At 59.2% G+C, this 5,287-nt stretch carries 4 protein-coding genes and 1 pseudogene; 1 reads left to right on the forward strand and 4 read right to left on the reverse strand.

Annotated features, from left to right (window positions below):
- Nucleotides 1–414: pseudogene (locus tag EOD15_RS27750) on the forward strand (chromosome segregation protein SMC); the annotation flags it as partial.
- A gap of 262 nt (nt 415–676) precedes the next feature.
- On the opposite strand, the gene EOD15_RS27755 reads toward EOD15_RS27750, so the two are convergent.
- From EOD15_RS27755 to EOD15_RS27770, 4 genes are all read right to left on the reverse strand, one after another.
- Nucleotides 677–892: a hypothetical protein gene (locus tag EOD15_RS27755; protein WP_127319729.1), complete on the reverse strand. Its 216-nt coding sequence runs from the start codon at nt 890–892 to the stop codon at nt 677–679.
- A 182-nt stretch (nt 893–1,074) separates the two neighbouring features.
- Complete coding sequence (locus EOD15_RS27760) at nt 1,075–1,443, reverse strand: hypothetical protein (protein WP_127319731.1); 369 nt, start codon at nt 1,441–1,443, stop codon at nt 1,075–1,077.
- 139 nt (nt 1,444–1,582) lie between these two features.
- Entirely contained in the window at nt 1,583–2,794 is a 1,212-nt protein-coding gene (locus EOD15_RS27765; RefSeq protein ID WP_185929097.1) for a polysialyltransferase family glycosyltransferase, read from the reverse strand.
- 700 nt (nt 2,795–3,494) lie between these two features.
- Nucleotides 3,495–5,132, reverse strand: a complete 1,638-nt coding sequence (locus EOD15_RS27770) for an ABC transporter substrate-binding protein (protein ID WP_127319733.1) — start codon at nt 5,130–5,132, stop codon at nt 3,495–3,497.
- Between the last annotated feature and the right edge of the window lie 155 nt (nt 5,133–5,287).

The raw sequence follows: 5,287 nt of genomic DNA on the forward strand, positions 1-5,287 counted from the left end.
AGCGGCACGGCGGAATTGCAGCTGATCGAATCCGACGATCCGCTCGAGGCCGGCCTCGAAATCCTTGCCCGCCCGCCCGGCAAGAAGCCGCAGACCATGACGCTGCTGTCCGGCGGCGAGCAGGCGTTGACGGCGATGTCGCTGATCTTCGCGGTGTTCCTGACCAATCCGGCGCCGATCTGCGTGCTCGACGAAGTCGACGCGCCGCTCGACGATCACAATGTCGAGCGCTTCTGCAATCTCATGGACGAGATGGCGGCCACCACCGAGACGCGTTTCGTCATCATCACACACAATCCCATCACCATGGCGCGCATGAACCGGCTGTTCGGCGTGACCATGGCCGAACAGGGCGTCAGCCAACTGGTGTCGGTCGACCTGCAGGCGGCCGAGGCGATGCGCGAGGCAAGCTGACCCAGGTCGCGCTGCCTGCGAAGGGGCCGCTCCGGAGCAATTCAGGAAAAGTGTGCAAGCGGTTTTCGCCCGGCAAAAAATGTCAGGGCCGCGGACTGTGCCTGTGCGAATGATGCTTGGCCGAGGACCAGACGAAATAGAGCGATCCCAGTTTTAGCACAGGCACCCTGCGATCCCGCTCGCGATCACGCAGTTCGCGGTAGGTCTTCACCTTCAGTGTGCCCCCCGGCAATCTGATTCGCAAAGCCATGATGCATAGAGCTTACGTGCTTTCTCCAGTTGATGGAATGTTCATTTCAAGCTCCTCGTTAGTATTCGAGCTCTTGGAGGGTCGATCGGGAATTGTACTGGGCCACCAGATGACGAAATATTTGCCAAACTGCCAGACCGGGACTTCGCCCTTGTGCTCCCGTCGCCGCAACTCATGACGTTGCTTGACCTTCAACACGCCACCCGGAAGCCTGATCTTGATCGTCATCGTCCCTCAATACTGATGGCGCGCTTCCTGGGTGCCGCGCCCGAAGCTTCATCTGTCCGGCCAAGGTAGAAAAAACGCCCACTCTCGGATCGGATCGTTGCAATCCGATTTGGCCGAGTCAATGGAGCCGGGGGCGAACTCCTGTGGCTATCGGCGCCGTGCACATAAGGCTGAGAACCGGCTCAACCTCTGCGCCGGAAGATCCAGTTCACACAGATCACGGCCACGAGGCCACACGCGATGCCGACGCAATCGGCAACCCAGTCGTGCACATCCAGATCGCGCGCTATCACCGCCGTGCCCTGGAGGACCTCGATCGCCGCTCCAACAACTGCAAGGAAGACGATCAGCCTGACCTTGCGATCAGGCCAGCCGAGCCCTCCAAGGAAAGTCATGACGGCAAAGGCGCTGGCGTGATTCAGCTTGTCGTAATGGAAACCGATATCGATCCCGTACTCCTCGAGTCCGGGTATAGGCACCAGTGCAAGGACAAGAACAGCGACAAGCGTGCTGAAAAAAGCAATCCGTTCGGCGGCTGGATGAAGTCTCATTCTGCTCCAATCTGTGCCTGCCCGCCGCGAAGGTCGAAACCGGCTCGGTATTGGCGGTTCAGGCTGAAACTCAGATCGACGGCGTTGTCTTTCAAAGCCGCAATTTTGCTTGAGCCTTTTCAGCCAGGTCTGTTCCGCCTCATCCTGGTCTTGATGCGCCGGGACGTAGCGCGGCGTTGCCGCCGTTCAACGGATCCCCGTCTGCGTCTCGTTCAAAGATTGGAGTGCTGAAAAAGGGCTCCGCATGGGCTTTCACCATTTCGCTCATTAGAATATCCGCGCCAGTCATCAGGGGGATCAAGGTTTCCGCAAATGTGTATGTTTTGATGCCGTAAAGCCACTTCAGGTAGAGAAGGGCAGCTGACGTGCCGGAGACGCACCCAACAATGTTCATCCGGGATACGACAAGCTCTATCGGATATATGTGCGGAAGGTTCGCCTCCATGATCCTGGTGCTGGCGTCGGCTGTCACATTGCCGATGGTATCCAGCAATTCGGGGAAGAAGGGCGTGCTTATTCTGGGATGTTCCTTCCAGACGACGTCGTATCCTCTCTCAACGATCTGCTCCGCAATGCGTCTATAGATCGCCGCCTCTTGCGCGTACGACATTATGCCGTTTCGCGACAATGCCTGGCCGAGCAGCAGGATCCGTGGGTTGGCTGACGCACGGCAATGTTCATTGCCGCCGGAAAGCGCATCTCTGCAGGCTTCATCTATTACGTCGCGCATCAGCGAAGCGCCGACCTGGAATCTTGGTACGTTCTCCAGAGCATCGTGAATGGGGATTTCGTGGAGCGAAGAATAAAACTTTGTCACCCGTCTCAGATGGTGTCTTTCTATCTTGTCGGCCGCTTTCCTCAGTCGGAACGCCGGTGAAATTGTAGAGAGTCCTGCAATCAAGGCTCCGGTGATGCGCCGTCTAAACCTGGTGCCTGGCGGCCGTGACATGGTTGATACTTCGAATGGAAGGTATGACGTCAAGCCATCCTCATACAAAACGATCTCGGCTTCTGGGTATGAGTCCAGCAGTATTTTTTCCGATGGCCGGTTAACGAAGCAGGCCCAGATTTCAACCGCGGAACTCGCGTCGATGCCAATTGTGTCTCGGATCAGACGATGGATCCGGAAAATTTGCAGTTGCCCATATTTACGCTCGGACGTCAGAAGGTCGTATGCCCATATGATCCGTTTCCAGGTCCATACTGTAGACGCAAGTTCAGCAAGACCGGTCTTGAAATGCTCGGAAACGCCGGCCGTTTCATAGAGCAGAAGGTAATCCTCATGCTCCTCATCCGCCGGGGAGCTTCCATCCATTGTTGACTGGCGAAGAGAGGCAACCAGGCTGAGCAATTGCCAGCTGCCAAAGACGCAGCATATTCGAACTGGCAATTTAAGGTCTCCAGATAGGATGGAAATAACGCCGCATGTCCCGCGATCTCAACCGCAAAATTGCTTCATGTCCGAAGACCGTGTGTGGCTCGGGGCGTTTCGCCAGCTTCATAATACTGCCTGTCGTCGACCGGAAAATATCTTGCAGATATTGGCGTCCAACGCCCGAGACAGGCTGGAGTTCCGCGCAATAAGCAGGCGAATTCAGTTCAATTGAGCGGCAGAGACCTGTTGAGATCCGGCATAAACATCAGGCGGCGGCAGACCGCTCATGCGGCTCGATCTTGCCGCTCCGGTTCCTGTCGGCACCAAGAGCGCGAATTCTCCCGGTTTTCGGGAAGGTCGTTGCCCGGGAAAGCGGGTTTCACTTCCATCAGTCAAAAGTAAGCTCCAGCCATGAACCGGAGCTTGATGATGACAGAGGCGGAAACCAGAATGTTTCACACGCTTGATGTGCCAGCCGGTCCGGTGCAGCGGCCCGGGATTCCGGCCGACCTGCCAAGGCATGGCGCGTGTGGCCGCACCTGTGCATCATGCCCGATGCGAAGCCTGCACTGCTCCTCGAACGCCCTTGATGCCGACGCTTCGGCGCAATTTTCCCGGTGAGCAGACGAAGGGCGGCGCCGGAAAATGCGCCGCCCTGTCGGAGGGTTGTCCGCGATCAGGCGGCGAGCCAGGCCCGGGTGAAGTCCTGCTCATAGGCTTGATGCATCTGGTAGCCCATCAAGGCAGGTTTCATATGGCAGAACAGCTTTCGCCAGTAGGGCTGAACGATGATGCCGGAATCCTGCAGCATGACCTGCAGTTCCTTCATCACCGCACGGCGCTGCTCCGGATCGGCGATGGCGTTGGCCTTGTGGACCTTGGCATCGAAGTCGGGATCGGCGAACCCTGTCTCGTTCCATGCCGAACCGGTCTGGTAGGCAAGCGCATAGGTCTGGATGCCGAGCGGTCGGGCGTTCCAATTGGTGGTCGCGAAGGGATACTTCGTCCAGTCGTTCCAGAATGCCGATTCCGGGATGACGGTGCGTTTCACCTTGAAGCCCGCGTCGCGCATCTGCTGGGCGACGGCATCGGAGCTTTCCTTGCGGTAATCGGCTTCGACCGAGATCAGATCAAACTCGAAATCGAGCTGGCCGGCTTCCTCGAGCAATGCCCTGGCCCGGACCGGATCACGTTTGATCGGCGGCAAGTCGGCGTGTTCGGGATGCATCGGTCCGACATGATCGTTCTGCGCGACGATACCCATGCCGTCGGCGCCCAGTTGCAGCACCGCTTCGTTGTCGACCGCAAGCTGTATGGCGTTGCGCACGCGCTTGTCGTCATAGGGTTTGGCGTTGACGTTGCAGCGCGAGACCAGGGTGGCCGCGGTGACGATCTCGCTTTTCTTCAGGCCCAGCCTGTCGAGCATGGCGACGTCATAGGACTGCGTCTGGCCGTTCAGGTCGATCTCACCGGATTCGAAGGCGGAGACGGTGGCGGCCGAGTCGGTGCCGTAGTCGGTCCAGTCGATGCCGTCGAGGAACACCTCGCCGCCCCACCACGACCCGTCCGGCCGCTTGCGCACCGAGGCAGCAACGCCGACATCGAGTCTTTTAAGCTCGAACGGGCCCGTGCAAACGGGGTTGGCCGACAGTGGCGCCGCCTTCGGATTGAAGGCGTGGTGGACGATCAATGCCGGATAGTCGGTCATCGCCGGGATGATGGTGATGTCGGGCTGAGACAGTTTCAGGACCACGGTGTGGCCGTCGCGAACCTCGATGGCGCCAGTGCGCGCCACCTTCGTGTCGGGATCGATCAGCGCGGTCATGCGCCCGGCCATCGAGTTGCCGGCGGCATCCTTCTCGCACCAGCGCGTGATGTTGAAGGCAACATCCGTGGCGGTGAAATCGTCGCCGTTCGACCATTTCACCCCCGGGCGCACCTTGAGCACATATTCCGTCGCGTCCGCATTGATCTCCCAGCTCTGCAGCAGCACCGGCTCGAAGGTGAAATCCGGCTTCCAGCGCACCAGCGGTTCGAGAAACTGCATGGCGATGTTGCCCATCTGCGAAACCTTGAACTTGCGCGGGTCTTCCAGCTCCATCACCTGCATGGCAACACGCACCACGCCGCCCTTCCTGGGTTGGACGGCTTCCTCGGCTCGCGCCGGGACCGGCTGACCGATGAGCCCATAGGCAATTGCCGTGCTGGCGCCGAAGGCGCTGGCCAGCGCCAGGAACTCGCGGCGGCCAAGCGCGCCGCTCTTCGCGCCTTTCGCAAATGTGCCGATCGCGGGATGAAGGGGTCTGGATGTCATATCGGTTCTCCCATTGTTGATTTTACGCCCAAATTCGGTGGAATGCCCTTGCCGCGTCGTTGCTGGGCGCTGTTCTCTACAGGACGCAGCCGATGGCGGCGGGGCCGCGCCGGCGAGGGGAAGGCAAGATGAATCTTCTGACGGCGATGCGGGTG

This window comes from Mesorhizobium sp. M7A.T.Ca.US.000.02.2.1, from assembly GCF_003996995.1.
In the GTDB taxonomy this organism is placed as follows: domain Bacteria; phylum Pseudomonadota; class Alphaproteobacteria; order Rhizobiales; family Rhizobiaceae; genus Mesorhizobium.